Below are 16,221 nucleotides of genomic sequence, written 5' to 3'. Positions count from 1 at the left end.
GACCCTCGCAGACGACTCCGGTGTTGTCAAAGCGCGGCAGATGCTGGCAATTCGTGGGCTCGCAGATCGCCGTTGCCCATTCACGAGCACGAACGTATGATTGCCCGACAATCGTGCGTTCGGTGCAGCTGCGCTGTGCGGTCGTGCGAGCCGAAGGATTCGCAACGACGCGGAGGAACGCCATGACCAGGACCGTCAGCCCGGACGCAGTCTCTGACAACCCATCCGGCCGTGGACTCTCACCCAAGGGCGTGATGGTCGCGAGCGTTGTCGGCAACACGCTCGAGTTCTATGACTTCCTGGTCTACGGGACGATCTCGGCGCTGGTCTTCCCGATGCTGTTCTTCCCCGGCAACGACCCGGCGATCGGCCTGCTGCTGTCGTTGTCGACCTTCGCGGTCGGCTTCTTCGCGCGGCCCGTCGGTGCTGCCGTGTTCGGTCACCTGGGCGATCGCATCGGTCGCCGCAAGGCGCTGATGGCGACGCTCGTGATCATGGGCGTCGCGACCATCGCCATCGGCCTGCTGCCGACCTTCGGCGCGATCGGCATCGTGGCGCCGGTGCTGCTCGTCGTGCTGCGGCTGGTGCAGGGCTTCGCCGTCGGTGGCGAGTGGGGCGGCGCGGTGCTCATGATCTCCGAGAACGGAGACCCCAAGCTCGCCGGCCGCGGCACGAGCTTCGTGCAGCTCGGCTCTCCCTTCGGTCTGCTGCTGGCCAACGGCGCGGTGCTGCTGACGGTGACTGCCACGACCGACGAGCAGTTCCTCGACTGGGGCTGGCGCCTGCCGTTCATCGCCAGCGCCGTGCTGCTGATCGTCGGCATCTACATCCGCCTGCGACTCGAGGAGACGCCGGTGTTCAAGGCGCTCGAGGCCGCCGGCAACGTCGCGAAGGTGCCGGTCGCCGATGTCTTCCGCTTCGAGTGGAAGGCGCTGCTGCTGGGCATGGGCGCCTCGGCCGTCGTCTTCAGCGGCTATTACGTCTTCACGATCGTGAGCGTCACTTACCTGGGCCAGATCGGCGTCGACACCTCGATCGTGCTCAGTGGCCTCGTCATCGGCAGCGCGCTGTCGATCCCGGTCATCCTCTACACGGGCCGGCTCTCCGACCGGGTCGGGCGCCGGCCGCTCTACATCCTCGGCGCGATCGCGACCGCGGTCTGGGGCTTCGTCTTCTTCCCGCTGCTCGACACCGCGTCGGCCCCCATTATCGTGATCGCGGTGGCCGTCGGCATCCTCACGTGGGCGATCATGTACGGCGTGCAGGGCGCCTTCCTGCCGGAGCTCTTCCCGCGCAACCTGCGCTACACCGGATCGTCGCTCGCCTTCCAGCTGACCAGCGCGCTCGGCGGCCTCGTGCCGGTCGCCTCGATCGCGCTGCTGACGGCGTTCGACACGACGCTCGCGATCGGTGTCTTCGTGCTCGTCACCGCGCTGGTGTCGCTGGTGTCGGCGTGGCTGGCGCCGGAGACGGCGCCTGGCAAGCGGGTCTGACATGCGATGGAGGAGGGCTGAGCGCCCCCCTTCGCGCCTGCATCGCGTCGCAGCGGACTCCTCAACGAACCGATCCGTCTGCTGCCCGACGGTGCCGGGCCACCCGCAGCAGCAGGGGAGCGGCCAGCGCCAGAGCGAGCGCCGCAGCGCCGATCGCCCAGAGCGGGCCGTGCAGCTGCCAGGGGAGCAGGGCGTCGATCGACACGGCGCCGGGGCCGGTGCAGGCGAGCACGAAGGCGACGATCGCATAGGTGAGCGGCACCTCGAAGCCGCCGAGGTGCGCCCACAGGCCCTTCGGCCAGAGCGTTGCCATCGCGGCCGCCATCGCGCCGATCACCATCGCCGCGGCCAGCGGCATCGCGAGGCCGAGCACCAGCAGCCCTGCCGCACCCACTTCCGTCAGCCCGGCGAAGGTCACCATCACGGTTCCTGGGCGCAGCCCGTCCGCCTCGAACAGCGGCGCGGTGCCGCGGATGCCGCGACCGCGGAACCAACCGAAGAGCTTCTGGCAGGCGTGGCCTGCGAGCAGCGCCGCCAGCGCGAGCCTGAGCAGCAGCAGGCCAAGATCCGTCTCCATCGAGCATCCTTCATCGCAAGGTTGTACGCATAGCGTACGTTCGTCCGCAGAGTAGCCGCCGCTTGTTGCCTCGTCAACCAGCCGACGGCGGCGACTACACTGAGCCGACCAGAGAGGACTGCGATGCGCGAGAGGACAAGCCCCGACTTCATCGAGGCGATCGCACGCGGCTTCGACGTCGTGCGCACGTTCGACGGCGCGCAATCGCAGACGCTCGCCGAGGTGGCGCAGAGCTCCGGCCTCGCGCGACCCACCGCCCGCCGCATCCTCATCACGCTCCAGCAGGTCGGCTACGTCGTGGTCGACGGAGGCCGCTTCGAGCTGACTCCGCGCGTGCTGGAGCTGGGCGTCGCCTATTTCAGCGGCGTCGACTTCTGGCAGGCGGCGATGCCGCGCCTGCGCGCGCTGGTGCATCACACCAACGAGTCGTCGTCGATCGCCCAGCTGGACGGCTCGGATGTGGTCTACGTCGCACGTGTCGCCGTGCCCAAGCTCGTCACCCTCTCCGTGGCCGTGGGAACCCGATTCCCCGCAGCGCAGACCTCGTTGGGCAAGGTGCTGCTCTCGAGCCTCTCGCACGAGGAGGTCGACGCCGTGCTCGCGACGCCGTCGCGGTCGGGCGTGGAACCCACCTGGCACCCGAGTCGCGACGAGCTCGATGCCGTGCTCGCGCAGGTGCGCTCGCAGGGGTGGGCGATCTCCGACCAGCAGCTCGCGCCCGCGATCCGTTCCGTCGCGGCGCCCATCCGGCGTGCGGACGGCACGGTCTTCGCGGCGATGAACGTGAATGCCCACGCCGCCGAGACGAGCATCGAGCGGCTGCAGGACGAGCACCTGCCGCACCTCCTGCGCGCCGCGGCCGACCTCAGCGTCGACCACGCGCTGCGCTCGCGCATCCCAGCGGAGATCGCGTAGCCCGACCCTCGGCGCGCCTCGCTGGGGTGCGTGTCTGATGCCTCGTTGACACTCCGCCGCGCGCAGGGCTACGATCGCCATGGTCGCGCACTGTCCGTATGACGGCGCAATGTCCGACTAGCGGACACGGTTCAAAGGAGAACACGCATGACGACTGTCACAGACGCCTCGGAGAGCGCCAGCACGCAGGTGAAGAAGCTCTCGCCGTTGCTCATCGGCGTGGGCTTCGCCGTGCTCTGCGCATCATGGATGCTGAACGCGATGGACCGGCAGGTCTTCTATCCGCTCCTCCCACAGATCCGTGAAGAGCTCGGGCTCACCCTCGTCGAGTCCGGCTTCCTGGCCACGAGCTTCACGCTCGGCCTGGCCATCGCCGGGTTCCTGGCCGGCTTCCTCGTCGATCGCTTCTCGCGCAAGTCGATCGTGCTCGGCAGCGTCATCGTCTTCTCGGTCGGCACCGGCCTCGTCGCTGTCTCGCAGGGCTTCTGGGACATGGCCGCCTACCGCCTGCTCTCCGGCATCGGCGAGGGCGTGCAGGCCACGGCGCTCTACGCGATCATCGGCGCGTTCTTCTTCCACCGCCGAGCGTTCGCTGCGGGCTTCGTCGGAGTGGCCTTCGGTGCAGGAATCTTCCTTGGACCGCTCATCGGCGTCCCCTTCGCGACCGATCTGGGCACCTGGCGCGCGCCGTTCATCCTCTTCGCGCTGCTCGGCGTCGTGATGGCGCTGCTCATCTCGATCTTCGTCAAGCGGGACATGTCCGAGGCCGCCGCGGGTCGAGGTGGCATCGAGGCCGCCGACGCCTTCGACTTCGTGCCCGCCGCGCTGCTCAACCGCAACACCGTGGTGCTCGGGTTCGGCGCCGCGCTCGCCGGCGTCGTCTTCTACGGCTACCTCGGGCTGTACCCGACGTACCTCACCGAGTCGCTCGGCTTCGACCCGGGTCAGTCGAGCGTCGCGGTCGCCATGGGTGGCCTCGGCGCCATGCTCGCGCTGCTCTTCGGATACCTCGGCGACCGCTTCCCGCAGAAGTGGGTGCTGCTCGTCAGCTTCGCCGGCACGGCTCTGGTCGCCTGGCCGATGTACACGACCGCGACGGAGCCGGTCACGCAGTACGTGCTCTCGTTCCTCATCGGCGCCTTCGCCAGCGGCGGTCTGTTCACGAACATCTCGACCGCGCTCCAACGCTCGGTGCGACCCGAGCGGGTCGGCCGCGGCCAGGGCATCTTCGTGCTCACCTACTACGTCGCCGCCGCGTTCTCGGGCACGATCTTCGGCGCACTCGTCGGCGGCCTCGGCTGGTCGGGCGCGGGCCTCGTGCAGGTCGTGGGCGTCTCGATCGTTGGGGCGCTGCTGATGCTGCTGGTGCGCACCGACCAGATGATCAGGAGGATCAAGGCGTGACCGACCCCATCGATGCAAACCACACATCCGCCGGGCCGCTCGACGGCCTGCTCGTGGCCGACTTCTCGAGGGTGCTCGCAGGTCCCTTCGCGACGCAGATCCTCGGCGACTTCGGTGCTGATGTCATCAAGGTCGAGGCGCCGATCGGCGATGAGACACGCGGATGGCGTCCACCGGAGCGTGACGGGGTCTCGACCTACTACCTCGGCATCAACCGCAACAAGCGCGACCTCATCCTCGACTTCCGCGACGCGGACGACCGCGCGCTGGCGCAGGAGCTCGCGCGTCGCGCAGACGTCGTGATCGAGAACTTCAAGCCCGGCGGGCTCGACAAGTTCGGCCTCGACTACGACACCGTCGCGAAGGACAACCCCTCGGTCGTCTATGCGTCGATCACGGGATTCGGCGGCGCTGGCGGCGCCGGCCTGCCCGGCTACGACCTCATCGTGCAGGCGATGTCGGGGCTCATGAGCCTCACGGGCGAGGCCGACGGCCCCGCGTACCGCTCGGGCGTCTCGGTGTTCGACATCATGAGCGGCCTGCAGTCGGTCATCGGCATCCTCTCGGCGCTGCGCCACCGCGACCGCACGGGCGAGGGGCAGCGGGTCGAGGTGAACCTGCTCTCGACCGCGCTCGCCGGCATGGCGAACCACTCGTCCACGTATGTCGCCGGCGACGCCGTGCCGTTCCGCATGGGCAATGCGCACCCGAGCCTGTTCCCCTACGAGCCGCTGCCCGCTTCCGACGGCGAGATCATCGTCGTCGCTGCGAACGACCGGCAGTTCGCGACACTCGCGCAGACGCTCGGCATCCCAGAGGTGCTCGACGACGAGCGGTTCCAGACCACCGACGGCCGCAACGTCAACCGCGATGCCCTGCGACCCATCCTCGTGGAGGCGCTGAGTCACGCGACCATCTCCGAGTGGTTCGACCGCCTCACCGAGGCGGGCATCGCGTGCGGCCCGATCCAGACGATCGACGGCGGCGTGCAGCTCGCCGAGCGACTCGGCCTGAACCCCGTCGTGACGGTGGGGGAGGGTGATCGCGCGGTGCCGATGATCCGCAACGCCATCACGTTCTCGAAGACCGAGCCGCAGTACAGGCTGCCGCCGCCCACGCTGGGCGAGCACGCCGACGAGCTGCGCGCCTGGCTGACGGCACCAGCAGAGGGAGAGACTGAGGCATGAGCGACGAGCGTTCCTACCCGACCGGCATCGGCACATCCACCACCGACCGCATCCAGCTGCTGGGGCTCGACCTGGCAGACGACGTGCTGGGCAAGGTGAGCTTCGGCGAGCTGGCCTACTGGCTGGCCACGAAGCGTCGCCCGACGCCCGGTCAGCTGCGCGTGTTCGAAGCAGCGCTCGTCTCGCTCGCCGACCACGGCTACACGCCGACGGCGATCGCGGCGCGGATGACCTACTACTCGGCGCCCGAGTCGATCCAGGGTGCGATCGCCGCGGGTCTGCTGGGTGGCGGCTCGCGCTTCCTCGGCGTGACCGAGGACTGCGGGCAGTTCCTCGCCGCCAACCTCGTCGACCTGGGCGACACGAGCGGGTACACGCAGGACGAGTGGGATGCGCTGGCTCGCGACGTGCTGACGAAGGCCAAGTCCGAGGGCCGCATGGTTCCCGGTCTCGGCCACCCGGTGCACAAGCAGGGCGACCCGCGCACGCCGGTGATGTTCGAGATCGCCCGCGAGGCGGAGGTCTTCGGACCGCACCTGTCGCTGTTCGAGGCCATCGGCCGCGTGCACCCCGAGGTGCTCGGCCGCACGCTGCCGCTCAACGGCGCGGGCGTCGCTGGCGCATCGTTCGCCGACGCGGGCCTCCCGCTCGGGCTGTTGCGCGGCTTCGCCCTGCTGGCCCGCACCGCTGGGCTCATCGGCCACCTCGCCGAGGAGCAGCAGAACCCGGTCGGCCCGGCGATCTACGCCGAGGTCGACCGCAACGCCACCTACGTTCCGCCGGCGCAGTAGCCGACGCATCCACGAACCTCGAAGGAGAGAAGCATGGCCACCCTGTCTGCGGTGCTCGCGACGACGCACCACCCGTTCTTCTACAAGGCCACAGAGCTGACGCCGCCCGAGGAGCAGATGCCCCAGGCCGCAGAGTGGAAGTCGAAGGTCGAGCAGTATCGCGAGACCCTCACCGCTGCGGAGCCAGAGCTGCTGGTGATGGTCGGCTCCGACCACTTCCACCAGTTCTTCTACGACAACTACCCGACCTTCCTGATCGGCAAGCAGCCGCGCTACGACGCGACGTTCCAGAACGAGATCCGCGAGTTCGGCATGCCGACCTACGAGCTCGAGGGGCACGAGGAGCTCTCCGGCTTCATGTTCCAGGGGCTGCTCGACCGCGGCTTCGACTTCTCGGTCTCGAACGAGCTGAAGATCGACCACTCGATCATCTGCCCGATCATCACGACGCGACCCGAGGGCGACCTGCCCATCGTGCCGATCTACACGAACATCTTCGCGCCCCCGCTGCCCAGCCCGAAGCGCTTCTACGATCTGGGCCGAGCCATCCGGGAGATCATCGACGAGTTCCCGAGCGACAAGCGCGTCGCGGCGATCGGCAGCGGTCACCTCTCGCTCGAGCTGGGCGGGCCGCGCATGTTCGAGGAGCACGGGCCCGACCCCGAGTGGGACCTGCAGGCCATCGAGTGGCTCGCGACCGGCGACATCGAGGCGATCCTCGAGAACGTCACGTGGGAGTCGATGTCGGCCTCTGGCAATGCCACGCCCGGCTTCCTCGATCTCGTCCTGATGCTCGGCATCGCCGGCCCCGAGCGGGCCGCCTATGTCGATCAGCTCGACCTCTATCACACGCGTGAGATGTACATGACCTGGTACCCGGATGGCGACCCCCGGAAGGCGGTGGCGTGATGAGCAAGTACGCCGTGAACAAGTTCCTGTTCCAGGTCGACCGCGACGCCGAGCTGCTGGCGGTCTACAAGGCCGACCCGGAGGCGATGGTCGCGCGGTGGGAGGCGGAGCTCGCTCCCTTCCTCGGTCCGTGGGGGCAGCAGGTGGAGCGCTCGAGCGTCGTCTCCCTCACGCCCGAGGAGCGCAGGGCGCTCGTCGAGCACGACTACGTCGCCCTGTTCGAGATGGGCGCGCACTACTTCCTCACGTTGACGATCTACATCGGCGTCTACGAGATGGACTACATGGAGCGCAGCGGCCCGCTGTCGTTCCAGAAGGAGTACCGCGACAAGCTCTCGCACTGGATCGGCAAGCAGTACCCCTCCGTCGCGCTCTGACCCCAACCCATCCGGATCGCCTTCGATCCACGGCAGACATTCTCAAAGAGGAGCATGTGATGACCACCACCCAGGTGCCCGAAGCGGGCCGCCCGATCGTCTTCCGCGGCGGCACCGTCGTGACGATGGACGACGCCCGCACCGTCCACGACGCATCCGATGTGCTCTTGGTCGACGGCACGATCGCTGCGATCGGCGCCGACCTCACCGTGCCGGACGGCACGTTCGAGATCGACGCGACCGGCGGCATCGTCATGCCAGGCATGATCGACTCGCACCGCCACATGTGGCAGACGGCGATGCGCGCCTACGGATCGGACTGGACGCTGACGCAGTACTTCGTCTGGTACTACCTCGAGCACGGCAAGGCCTTCCGGCCGCAGGACTACTGGGCGGGCAACGCGCTCAGCACCCTCGACGCGATCGAGTCGGGCATCACCACGACCGTCGACTGGTCGCACGGCCTGCAGACGGTCGAGCACGCGGAGGCGGCGATCGACGCGCTCGTGAACGCGCCCGGCCGCTACGTGATGGGCTTCGGCAACATCTTCGCCGGCCCGTGGGAGTGGACGGCCGACCCGGCATATCGCCGGGTGGTCGAGCAGGCGATCGGCGACTCGCGCCTGGCGGGCGTGCAGCTGGCGTTCGACGTCACGGGCGATCCGGCCTTCCCCGAGAAGCCGGCCTTCGAGGTGGCGCGCGAGCTCGACGTGCGCGTCACGACCCACGCGGGTGTGTGGGGCGCGACGAACGACGACGGCATCCGTCTCATGCACGAGCACGGGTTCATGGAGCCGGGCACGGTCTACGTGCACGCAGCGACCCTGGGGCAGGATTCGTACCAGCGCATCGCGGCGACCGGCGGCATCGTGTCGCTGTCGACCGAGAGCGAGCAGAGCTGCGGCCAGGGCTACCCGCCATCGCACGCGCTGCGCGAGCACGACATCCCGGTCTCGCTGTCGGTCGACACGAGCGCCTGGTTCAGCGCCGACCTCTTCTCGGCGATGCGCACGACCCTTGGCGCCGACCGCTCGTGGGAGCACCTGTCGGCGCACGAGAAGGGCGAGACGATCACGCACTCGCACCTGCGCTCACAGCACGTCGTCGAGTGGGCGACCCGTGGCGGCGCGAAGGCGGTGGGGATGGATGCGGAGCTCGGCTCGCTCGAGGTCGGCAAGCTGGCCGACGTGGTGCTGCTGAAGAACGACAGCTCGCCGACGATGTTCCCGATGGTCAACCCCTACGGCCACATCGCGATGCAGGCGGGGCGCGGCGACGTGCACACCGTGCTCGTCGGCGGCGACGTGAAGAAGCACGAGGGCAAGCTGGTCGACGCCGACCTCCCGGCGCTGCGCGCGAAGCTCGCGGACACCGTGGAGCACCTGCGCTCGACGCTCGGCGAGGAGACCTGGCGCGCGGGCATGAACCCGGACATCCCGGAGACGAAGGTGCTCGACAACCCCTACATGTACACCGACTACCGCGACAGCTCGACGCACGATGCCTACGAGACGCAGGCCCCGCAGTCGAGCGGAGCGGGTGTGCAGGAGGGCTGAGCTCACAGCTGCGCTGGATCAGGCGCCGCCTCTCCTTCGGGGAGGCGGCGCCTCGTTCGTGTTCGGGCTGCGCGCCTGTGGGCGCGACAGGGGCTCATCAGCCGGGGGAATTGACTCTGGGCGGTCACCATGTGAACATGGATGCGGTAGTCCGAACACGGACGCCGCAATGACGTCGAAGGAGACGATGCGTGAGCACCCACCCGCCGATCGCCGAGGTGCTCGATGGAGCGGTGGATCTCCACTGCCACTCGGGCCCGAACCCGTTCGCCCGTGAGTTCGATCACGTCGAGGCAGCGAGAGACGCGCAACGGCTGAACATGCGCGGAATCCTCGTGAAGTCGCATCACCACAACACCGTGATGGACCTGCTGGCGATGCGACGCGAGCTCGCCGACATCACCACGCCAGTCTTCGGCGGCGTTGCGATGAACGCGCAGATCGGCGGCATCAATCCATACGCCGTGGCGATGAGTCTGCGGATGGGGGGACGGGCGGTCTGGTTTCCGACGTTCTCGAGCCGACAGCATGTCGAGAACGAGCATCACGGATTCCCCGAGTCCGATATCGAGATCCCCAACCGCATCGTCGACGTCGTGGACGACGCGGGCGAGCTCCTCCCCGAGGTCTTCGAGGTCATCGAGCTCGTCCAGGAGAGCGACGCCATGCTGTCGGTCGGGCACCTCGAGCCTCGCGAGAGCCTGCGCGTCGCGACCGAGGCTCGCGCTCGTGGCGTGCGGAGGATGGTGATGAGCCACCCCGACTTCGTGGTGGACGCCGCCCCGGAGCTCTGCGAGTCGATGGCCGACCTCGGGGTCTACATCGAGCACGAGATCGGAATGTACGACCCGGAGGGGTACCGCAAGTGGGATCCGGATGCGCTCGTCGAGTGGATCCGCCGGATCGGTCCTGACCGCACGGTGCTGTCTTCGGATCTCGGTCAGCGCGGCCGCCCGATGCCGGTGGACGCGTTCCAGCGAGTGGGACTCGAGCTCCTCGCCCGAGGCATCTCCGTGCCCGAGCTGCAGCAGCTGATGTGCCACAACGCCGCGTTCGTGCTCGGCCTGGACGCGGCCCGACCGGCACCGGTGGCGTCGTGACCGCCGTCTACGCCGCGGACGATCCGCGATCGCAGCTCGGGGTCGACGCGGCTGCGACTCGCGCGGTGGGGGACGATGTGCTGCCCTTCCAGCACTACGAGCTCGACCGCAGCGCACACGCCGCCAGCACCGATAGAGGGTCGCGCACCTGGGTCGTGCGCGCCCAGAACGTCGTCGTGGCGTGGACCGAACTGGTCGCCGGCGATGCTCTCGAACGACAGGACGTCGACGAGGTCATGCTGCTGGTGCTCTCGGCTGCCGGCCCTGTCGAAGTCGAGACGGACGACGAGCGCGTCGCGGTGGAAGCAATGGGAATCGTGATCGTGCCGCCCGGCCGCTGGCGGATCAGCACCGCGGGCGACGCTCGCGTCCTCCGGCTGCACGCCACGAGCGCATCCGACCTGCTCGAGCTGGCCGTCAATCGAGAGCTGTACGAGCCGGCGCCCGCCTCGATCGCGAAGCAAGCGCCGTGGCCGCCGCCCCGAGGTGGCGACCGGTTGCGCGTCTATGCCGACCTGGAGGACATCGAGCAGTCACCGGATCGCATGGGTCGCATCTTCCGCAACCGCCATGTGATGGTGAACGTCCTCTATCCACGCGTCGGTCCTCGCGATCCGCGAGCCCTGTCGCCCCACGACCACGACGACTTCGAGCAGCTGAGCATCGCGTACGAGGGCACCTATGTGCACCACATCCGCGCCCACTGGGGCAAGGACCGCACCCAGTGGCGAGCGGATGAGCACGTCGTCAGCGCAAGCCCTTCGATCGCGGTGATCCCGCCACCGCTCGTGCACACGAGCGAGGCCGTGGGCGATGCGGCCAACTGCATGGTCGACGTCTTCGCAGGCCCGCGAGCCGACTTCTCCGCGCGACCGGGCTGGGTGCTGAATGCCGCTGACTATCCCGAGCCCGAGGCTGGCGAGTGATGCTCCTGCGTGAGGGGGTCGCCGAGCGGACGGCGTTCGGCGCGTGGATCAAGCTCGCCGCGATCGAGAGCGTCGAGATCCTTGACGCGGCCGGGTTCGACTTCGCCGTCGTCGACATGGAGCACACGCTGCTCGACACGGCATCCGTCCAGCAGCACCTCGTGGTCGGCCGCGCACTCGGGATGCCCATGCTCGTGCGCGTCCCCGACGCCAACCCATCCCGCATCCAGCGTCTGCTCGATGGCGGTGCCGCAGGAATCCTCGCCCCGCACGTCGATGACGTCGCGACGGCGAAGGGCCTGGTCGCCAGCAGCCACTTCCCACCCCGTGGCACACGAGGCTCGGGCGGAACGTCGCGGTCCGGTGGGTTCGGGCTGCGCGAGCGCGATGCCTACCTCGGAGGGGGCGGCGGCGTCGTCGCGCAGATCGAGAGCGTCGCAGCTGTGCGCGATGCCTCCGCCATCGCCAGCGTCGAAGGGCTGGCCGCGCTCATGCTCGGACCCGCCGACCTCGAGCTCGACCCGCGCCGCAGCGAGCTCCCGAACGCGGCCGACGTCGCGGCCGGCGTCATCGCTGCCGCGCGAGGGGCCGGAGTGCTCGCCGGAACCGCGTGCACGGCCGCCGCCGCCCTCGCTCGGGCTGCCGCCGGCTTCGACTTCGTCATCTGTGCGAGCGACGTCACGATGCTCGCAACCGCTGCCCACGACGTCGTGCGCAGCCTCCATGCCCGAGAGGAGCCATCCGATGGCTGACCGTACCGACACCCTCGACCCTGCGATCGCCATGCGGTTCGACGGTGTCTCGAAGCAGTACCCCAACGGCACGATCGCTGTCGAAGACTTCGACCTCGAGGTTCGCGACGGCGAGTTCGTGTCGCTCGTTGGCCCCAGCGGCTGCGGCAAGAGCACCATGCTCAAGCTCATCATGGGGCTCGAGCCGCTGACCGGCGGCGACCTCGAGTACACCGCGCAGGCGCGCTCTGCGGCGAGCGCCACGGGCATGGTGTTCCAGCAAGCGTTGCTGCTGCCGTGGCACACCGTCTTGGACAACGTGCTCGTTCCCTCTGCACTCGAAGGTCGAGCGCAGCGGCGACGCGACACGCAGCGCGCTCGGGAGCTGCTCGAGGTGATGGGCCTCACCGAGTTCGCGGACAAGCACCCGTTCGAGCTCTCCGGAGGCATGCAGCAACGAGTCGGCATCGCTCGCGCGCTCCTGCACGACCCACGCATCCTGCTCATGGACGAGCCGTTCGGTGCGCTCGACGCGATGACGCGCGACCAGCTCACCATGGAGCTGCTCGACATCTGGGACCGCGACCGCAAGACCGTGCTGTTCGTGACGCACAGCATCTCGGAGGCCGTCGTGCTCTCTGACCGCGTCGTCGTCATGACACCACGTCCGGGCCGGATCGCGGCGGTCGTCGACGTCGATCTGCCGCGTCCACGGTCGCTCGACACCATCAACACCCCGGAGTTCGGGCGGATCGCCCACCACATCCGGCAGGTCCTCGACGGCACGGAGGTGTCCGCATGACAACGCAGCAGCAGGCTGGCGCGCAGGCGCGGACCGCCATCGTCGTCCGACGGACGCCCGGAAGCCAGATTCGGCGTCGACAGCTGTCAGACCTGCCTGGCGCGCTGCTGTCCAGCATCGCGGTCGTCGCGCTGCTGGTCATCTGGGAAGTAGTGGTCCGCGTCATGTCGGTGTCGTCGATCGTCCTGCCCGCCCCCTCGCGGGTCGCACAGGCACTCTGGTCCGGCTATGCCTCGGGCACCCTCTGGCGGCACACCTGGGTCACGCTGCAGGAGATCTTGCTCGGATTCGCCATCGCCGTCGTGCTCGGACTCCTCGTCGCGATCATCATCAGCTCATCGAAGCTGGCCGAGAAGACCTTCCTGCCGATCATCGTCGTGCTGCAGACAGTGCCGAAGGTCGCACTCGCCCCACTCTTCCTCGTGTGGTTCGGGTTCGGCATCGAGTCGAAGATCCTCACGACGGCATTGATCGCCTTCTTCCCGATCCTCATCAACTCCACGCTCGGATTCAACTCGACCAGCAGCGATCAGATCGCGATGATGCGATCGTTCGGTGCGTCGCGCCTGCAGATCCTGACGAAGCTGCGCTTCCCGACCGCCGTGCCCAGCATCATCGCTGGGCTCGACGTCGCCGTCGTGCTCGCGGTCATCGGTGCGATCGTCGCCGAGTTCGTCGGTGCACAGGCGGGTCTCGGCTACGTCATCCTCGCGTCGAACACCTCGCTCGACGTCGCCACGATGTTCGCCGTGCTCGTCGTGCTCTCCGTCATCGGGCTCGTCCTGCACTACGCGGTCGTGTTCCTCGGCAAGCGACTCGCGTTCTGGTCGGAGGAGCAGCGCAGCCGCTCCGCCGGAGCCTGACGGCCCCCATCCTGTCCCCGCAACGAATCACACAGAGAGGTGTGCATCATGCACCAGAATCCCGCACGACGCCGCAGCCTTGCGGTCAGCGCCGCACTCGCTTCGCTCGTCCTCGCCGCTTGTTCGAGCGGCGGCGCCGAAGGGGGGCCCGAGAGCGTCTCCATGACGCTCGCCACTCCGACCTGGAATGCCGGCGTCGCCTCCATAGCCGTCTCAGAGGGGATGGGCTACTTCGAGGAGGAGGGCCTCGACATGGAGGTCTTGCTCACGGACTCGGCGACGACCCAGCTGACCCAGATCGCGACGGGCAACGCGACGACGGGAGCCGTGAGCCCCGAGCCGATCATCCTCGGGCACGAGCAGGACAGCGGTGTCGACCTCAGCTATTACATGTACTACTACGCCACGAACATCTACGGCGTCATGGTCCCTGAGGACTCGCCCGTCCAGAGCGTCGCAGATCTGGAAGGCGCGACGGTCGGCGCGATCTCTCTTGCGAGCAACTCGGTGACGCAGCTGCAGGTCGCGATGGAGCAGCAGGGCCTCGACGCGGACTCTGTCGAGTTCGTCGCCATCGGCACCGGCGGACAGCAGGCGGCCGCGATCGAGAACGGCCAGGTCGACGCGGTCGCGCTGCTCGACACCTCGTTCCAGGTGCTGGCCAACGCTGGCGTCGACCTCCGACCGATCGAAGTGCCGGGCGCCGCCGAGCTCACAGCTGGCGGTCTCGCGGCGTCCACGCAGGCGCTCGAGAGCGATCCGGAGCTGTACGAGCGCATCGGTCGCGCTGTTGCGAAGGGCGTGGTCTTCGCGCAGGCGAATCCCGAGGCAGCCATCCGCATCCTGTTCGAGACCCATCCCGAGGCGATGCCGCAGGGCGTTCCCGAGGATCAGGCGATCGCAAACGGCGTGACGGTCCTCGAAGCGCGGCTCGCGAACCTCGGCATCGACGCCGAGACGAGCGAGTACGGACGGTTCGACGATGCCGCGCTCCAGGCGAATGTCGACTTCCTGCTGAGTGCCGGTGAGATCGCCAGCGCCATCCCGGTCGACGAGTTCTGGGACGCCGGTCGTATCGAGGCGATCAACGAGTTCGACTTCGACGCCGTGCGGCAGCAGGCCCAGTCCTATGGGGGCTGACTCCCATGCGGTGATCGACGCCTCCGAGCTGAGCGCGTCGGAGGCCTACCGGCTGCTCACGGGGGTCATCGTCCCGCGGCCCATCGCGTGGATCACGAGTCGATCGGCAGACGGGGTGCTGAACCTTGCGCCGTTCAGCGCCTTCACGCTCGTCGCGAACGATCCTCCGATGGTGGGCGTCAACATCGGCCTCCGGGCCGGGACGCCGAAAGACACCGCGGCGAACATCGAGGCCACCGGCGAATACGTCATCCACATACCGTCGTGGTCCATGCAGCACGCGGTGCATGAGAGCTCGGAGGTGCACCCGCCTCACGTCGACGAAGCCGAGCACCTCGGCCTGGCGACAGTGCCCAGCGATGTCGTGGGCGTGCCGAGGTTGCGCGATGCGCCCATCGCGCTCGAGTGCCGACTCGACCGCGTCGTGAGCTTTGGCAGGGCGGGGGCTCGATTCACGGTCGGTGAGGTGCTGCGCTTCCACATCCGTGCCGATCTGCTGGTGGACGGCAAGATCGACACGGTCGCGCTCGACCCTGTCGCTCGCATCGCGGGCCCCACGTACGCGCGGGTCGGGGAGACCGAGCGGCTGCGACCGATCGTGATGGCCATCACCAACGCGCCGACGCATGGATAGGCCGGGGGACTGCGACTATGGAGCATGGGCATGAGCGGTGGAATCGACATCCAGGCGGTCGAGCGAGTGGGGCGCATCCTCGCGCTCTTCGGACCGGGTCGCGAGGGCGTCACCTCTACCGAGGCGGCGGAGCTCATCGACCTCAACCGCACGACGACCTATCGCTATCTCGCTTCGCTTGTCGCGGCCGGCGTGCTCGAGCTGCGTGGCGATCGCACGTATGGCCCCGGGCCAACGCTGCTGCAGCTCGGAGCTTTCGCGATCGGTCGCCGATCGGTCATGTTGCACGCACCGGAGCCGATGGCGGCACTCGCGCAGCGGACTGGCATCACGGCAGTGCTGTCGCAGTGGGGCACGAACTCGCCGGTTGTCTCGCACGTGGAGGAGAGCCCCGGGCGGGAGATCGTCGTGACCGTCCGTGTCGGTATGCATCTGAGCACTCAGGCGGCGCAGGCCGTCGTGTTCCAGGCGTTCCGGTCGGAGGACCCAAACGTGCAAGGGACACTGCGTCGCATGGCTGCTGCCGAGCAGCGTCGGGTGCAGCGCGAGGTCGAGGTGATTCGCGAGCAGGGCTTCGCGGGGCGAGTGAGCGAGCGCGGCATCGCGGTGCTCGCGGTGCCGATCCACGACGATCGGCAGATGGTCGCGTCGCTGGGGCTCCTCGCCACGCGCGACGTCCTCGATGTGTCCTCGGCCTCGCCGGAGCTGACGTCGCTGCAGGAGACCGCCGCCGGCATCTCGACGGCACTCGGGTTCACCGCCGAGGCCTGAGAGCCCGAACGTCTCGCTGGGACGGGCTGGCTGATCGGTGCATCG

17 protein-coding genes are annotated in these 16,221 nt (G+C 68.5%); 16 read left to right on the top strand and 1 reads right to left on the bottom strand.

Annotated features, from left to right (window positions below; translation table 11 throughout):
* The first annotated feature begins 182 nt into the window (after positions 1-182).
* The gene (locus MKD51_RS00175; protein WP_240236846.1) at positions 183-1,493 is read left to right on the top strand and encodes an MFS transporter; all 1,311 of its coding nucleotides are present in this window, start codon (positions 183-185) and stop codon (positions 1,491-1,493) included.
* A 61-nt stretch (positions 1,494-1,554) separates the two neighbouring features.
* On the opposite strand, the gene MKD51_RS00170 is transcribed toward MKD51_RS00175, so the two are convergent.
* Complete coding sequence (locus MKD51_RS00170) at positions 1,555-2,070, bottom strand: DoxX family protein (RefSeq protein ID WP_240236844.1); 516 nt, start codon at positions 2,068-2,070, stop codon at positions 1,555-1,557.
* Positions 2,071-2,193: 123 nt separating this feature from the next.
* On the opposite strand from MKD51_RS00170, the gene MKD51_RS00165 reads away from it, so the two are divergent.
* From MKD51_RS00165 to MKD51_RS00095, 15 genes are all read left to right on the top strand, one after another.
* A complete protein-coding gene (locus tag MKD51_RS00165) occupies positions 2,194-2,985 on the top strand; it encodes an IclR family transcriptional regulator C-terminal domain-containing protein (RefSeq protein WP_240236842.1) in 792 nt (263 codons plus the stop codon).
* 147 nt (positions 2,986-3,132) lie between these two features.
* On the top strand, positions 3,133-4,389 hold the full coding sequence (locus MKD51_RS00160) for an MFS transporter (protein ID WP_240236840.1): 1,257 nt from the start codon (positions 3,133-3,135) through the stop codon (positions 4,387-4,389).
* Entirely contained in the window at positions 4,386-5,576 is a 1,191-nt protein-coding gene (locus MKD51_RS00155; RefSeq protein ID WP_240236838.1) for a CoA transferase, read from the top strand. The genes MKD51_RS00160 and MKD51_RS00155 overlap by 4 nt, the downstream gene beginning before the upstream one ends.
* A complete protein-coding gene (locus MKD51_RS00150; RefSeq protein WP_240236836.1) occupies positions 5,573-6,367 on the top strand; it encodes a citryl-CoA lyase in 795 nt (264 codons plus the stop codon). Before MKD51_RS00155 ends, MKD51_RS00150 begins: the two co-directional genes overlap by 4 nt.
* A gap of 33 nt (positions 6,368-6,400) precedes the next feature.
* Complete coding sequence (locus tag MKD51_RS00145; protein WP_240236834.1) at positions 6,401-7,276, top strand: hypothetical protein; 876 nt, start codon at positions 6,401-6,403, stop codon at positions 7,274-7,276.
* Entirely contained in the window at positions 7,276-7,653 is a 378-nt protein-coding gene (locus tag MKD51_RS00140) for a hypothetical protein (RefSeq protein ID WP_240236832.1), read from the top strand. The genes MKD51_RS00145 and MKD51_RS00140 overlap by 1 nt, the downstream gene beginning before the upstream one ends.
* A 59-nt stretch (positions 7,654-7,712) precedes the next feature.
* The gene (locus tag MKD51_RS00135; protein WP_240236830.1) at positions 7,713-9,209 is read left to right on the top strand and encodes an amidohydrolase family protein; all 1,497 of its coding nucleotides are present in this window, start codon (positions 7,713-7,715) and stop codon (positions 9,207-9,209) included.
* Positions 9,210-9,400: 191 nt separating this feature from the next.
* Positions 9,401-10,309 (top strand): DUF6282 family protein, encoded by a 909-nt coding sequence (locus MKD51_RS00130; protein ID WP_240236828.1) that lies wholly within the window; start codon positions 9,401-9,403, stop codon positions 10,307-10,309.
* Positions 10,306-11,235 (top strand): hypothetical protein, encoded by a 930-nt coding sequence (locus tag MKD51_RS00125; RefSeq protein ID WP_240236826.1) that lies wholly within the window; start codon positions 10,306-10,308, stop codon positions 11,233-11,235. Before MKD51_RS00130 ends, MKD51_RS00125 begins: the two co-directional genes overlap by 4 nt.
* A complete protein-coding gene (locus MKD51_RS00120; RefSeq protein ID WP_240236824.1) occupies positions 11,235-11,987 on the top strand; it encodes an aldolase/citrate lyase family protein in 753 nt (250 codons plus the stop codon). Before MKD51_RS00125 ends, MKD51_RS00120 begins: the two co-directional genes overlap by 1 nt.
* Positions 11,980-12,768 carry an ABC transporter ATP-binding protein gene (locus MKD51_RS00115; RefSeq protein WP_240236822.1) on the top strand — a complete coding sequence of 263 codons (789 nt, stop codon included), beginning with the start codon at positions 11,980-11,982 and terminating at the stop codon, positions 12,766-12,768. The genes MKD51_RS00120 and MKD51_RS00115 overlap by 8 nt, the downstream gene beginning before the upstream one ends.
* On the top strand, positions 12,765-13,631 hold the full coding sequence (locus tag MKD51_RS00110) for an ABC transporter permease (protein WP_240236820.1): 867 nt from the start codon (positions 12,765-12,767) through the stop codon (positions 13,629-13,631). The genes MKD51_RS00115 and MKD51_RS00110 overlap by 4 nt, the downstream gene beginning before the upstream one ends.
* A gap of 162 nt (positions 13,632-13,793) precedes the next feature.
* Complete coding sequence (locus MKD51_RS00105; RefSeq protein ID WP_240236818.1) at positions 13,794-14,771, top strand: ABC transporter substrate-binding protein; 978 nt, start codon at positions 13,794-13,796, stop codon at positions 14,769-14,771.
* Complete coding sequence (locus MKD51_RS00100; RefSeq protein WP_240236817.1) at positions 14,761-15,405, top strand: flavin reductase family protein; 645 nt, start codon at positions 14,761-14,763, stop codon at positions 15,403-15,405. The genes MKD51_RS00105 and MKD51_RS00100 overlap by 11 nt, the downstream gene beginning before the upstream one ends.
* Positions 15,406-15,435: 30 nt before the next feature.
* The gene (locus MKD51_RS00095) at positions 15,436-16,176 is read left to right on the top strand and encodes a helix-turn-helix domain-containing protein (RefSeq protein ID WP_240236815.1); all 741 of its coding nucleotides are present in this window, start codon (positions 15,436-15,438) and stop codon (positions 16,174-16,176) included.
* Positions 16,177-16,221 lie beyond the last annotated feature (45 nt).

Origin of the sequence: Agrococcus sp. ARC_14 (assembly GCF_022436485.1) — a bacterium.
In the GTDB taxonomy this organism is placed as follows: Bacteria; Actinomycetota; Actinomycetes; order Actinomycetales; family Microbacteriaceae; genus Agrococcus.
This window is presented reverse-complemented; position numbering and strand designations above follow the sequence as displayed.